Annotated in this window: 3 protein-coding genes; 2 read left to right on the forward strand and 1 reads right to left on the reverse strand. The window is 69.3% G+C overall.

Annotated features, from left to right (window positions below):
• The coding region (locus AC08OO_RS19130; protein WP_476618833.1) for a hypothetical protein at nucleotides 1–948 on the reverse strand (948 nt) is incomplete at its 3' end.
• A 129-nt stretch (nucleotides 949–1,077) separates the two neighbouring features.
• On the opposite strand from AC08OO_RS19130, the gene AC08OO_RS19135 reads away from it, so the two are divergent.
• Entirely contained in the window at nucleotides 1,078–1,287 is a 210-nt protein-coding gene (locus tag AC08OO_RS19135) for a hypothetical protein (protein ID WP_476618834.1), read from the forward strand.
• Nucleotides 1,288–1,689: 402 nt separating this feature from the next.
• Nucleotides 1,690–1,969 (forward strand): hypothetical protein (locus AC08OO_RS19140; RefSeq protein WP_476618835.1); only part of this gene is annotated, 280 nt, incomplete at its 3' end.

A 1,969-nucleotide genomic window follows, 5' to 3' on the forward strand; every position in this document is an offset into this window, starting at 1 on the left:
AAGTTCCTGCACCAGCGGCTCCGACGGCCATGGGGAGAGCTGTTGGTGCAGCGCGCGGGCCCGCTGCTCCACCACCGCGTTCGGGGAGTCTGCTATCGCGCCCAGCGCGGCAATGCCCGACGCCGCAGCCGCACCCGGGTTCGCATGGTCGCCGTCCAGGTGGCCGGTAGCAACTGCGAGCATGGCGAGGCCAACGCCTTGGTTGTCGTGGACGAAGGTCGCTGCGGCCCGCTCGCCATGATGGATCGCCGTCCTGCCGGCACCTACGGTGTTCGCTGCGGTGAGTGCCGTATAAAGATCCTCTTCGGCGTCGTTCCATTCGGCATCACCCTTGATCGCCGTCCGCATCGAGGCTCGCATGACCACGATCGCCTCTTCGGCCTGGACTGCGGCCCCGGCGGCGGACGCGGCTAGCGCCTCGTATGCGGCTAGCCGGGCCCGCTGGCCCGGATGAGCGTCACGGCGGCCTTTCGCCGCGAAGTCCGCCGCCGTCGCCCAATGGCCCGCGTCCATCGCAATCCATGACTGCAATCCAGCGACTCGGCCTGTCAGCAGAGGATCGTTCACAGCCGTCGCGTGCTCTTCGGCGATCGCCGCAAACCGTCGGCCAAGACGGCTGTCCCCACCGAAACGTGCGACGGTCGCGAGTTCGGCGGCGAACTGGCCAGCGAGCCGCGTCAGCCGCGGCGCTACAGCGAGCTGCACACGTCGGGCGAGCATTCCTTCTACCTGCTGCCATGCTTTGAATGCCCCGGGAAACAGGATGCTGGGCGCTACGGCGCATAGATCACGGTTGAGGTCAACGAGCTGCGCTTCGAGCTCGGTAAGGGTGAAAGTCGCTGGCCGGGCAGCGTCAATCTGATCGCTGACCGCGCCGGTAGCGGCGAGCACGGTAGCCGCGGTGAGTCCGCCCACCTCAAAGAGCTGGCGTCTGTCCGTCGCCCCCACCCCCCTCGTCGCTACCACTGTCCGCCCCAGGATAGGGAGTAGTCCACCCTCGGGAAGGGCGAGCTTCGCTTCCTTCGCGGCATCCTCGGCCTTCGCCACCTGCCATAAGTAGATCAGCTGCCCCTCGCCGTGCAGCTCCCGGTCAAGCCCTGCTACGACGTGATCGACAGGGAGACGCTTCGGTTTCTGGTGCTGATGGACAGCCGGGACGAAGCCGGCTGGATCCTCGACGGCGCCCGGCGGTCGCCTGTGCAGACGAATCCCGCGCTGATGTGCCGGACCGTGGCGTACGGCCCGTGGGAGCCCGCCCCGGCCGAGGAGACCAGCACCGATGCGTGAGCCACGCCTGCGTGAGCCACGGCTGTCCGACCTGCTGCGCGCGGTGGCCGACGCCAACCCATCCGAGGAGCCCACCGCCGATGTCTGAGCAGACCGTCCCCGCAGCCCTCACCTACTACGCCCAGACACTCGCCCGCGAAATCGCCGCCGCGCCCGCCCCGACCGAGGATGCCGCTGTGCCGACTGACCCCGCCCGGCCGCAGCCCGGCGACCGCGTCCGCCCCTGCGGCGCCCAGCGTGCCATCTGCCCCCAATGCGGACGGGAGGTGGGGGTGCGCCGTAGTGGCCACCTGTACGGCCACCGCGGTCTAAACGGACAGGGCCGCATTGCCCGGACCCTCTGCTCTGGCACTGGCCGTGAGGTTACTACCAGCCGACTCATCCGCACACAGGAGACCCACCGTGCCGACTGACAGCCGTACCGACATCGCACTCAACCGCGCCGGTCTCGCCGAGGCCTGCGAGGTGCTCGCCGACCTGATCACCCGCGCCGGCATCGGCCAGGGCGACATCGTCATCCACGGCCACCCCCGGGTCGGTGCCGACGTTGATATCCATCTGTGGGCGGACCGTCACCCCCTCACCCTGCCCGACGGCCGCGTCCTCACCCCGCAGCAGCGGACCATGGCCCGTATGCAGGACTGGGCCGGCATCCTCGGCGCGGAGATCGTCACCCCGCTTC

The sequence above is a fragment of the Frankia sp. CeCAU1 genome (genome assembly GCF_977971845.1).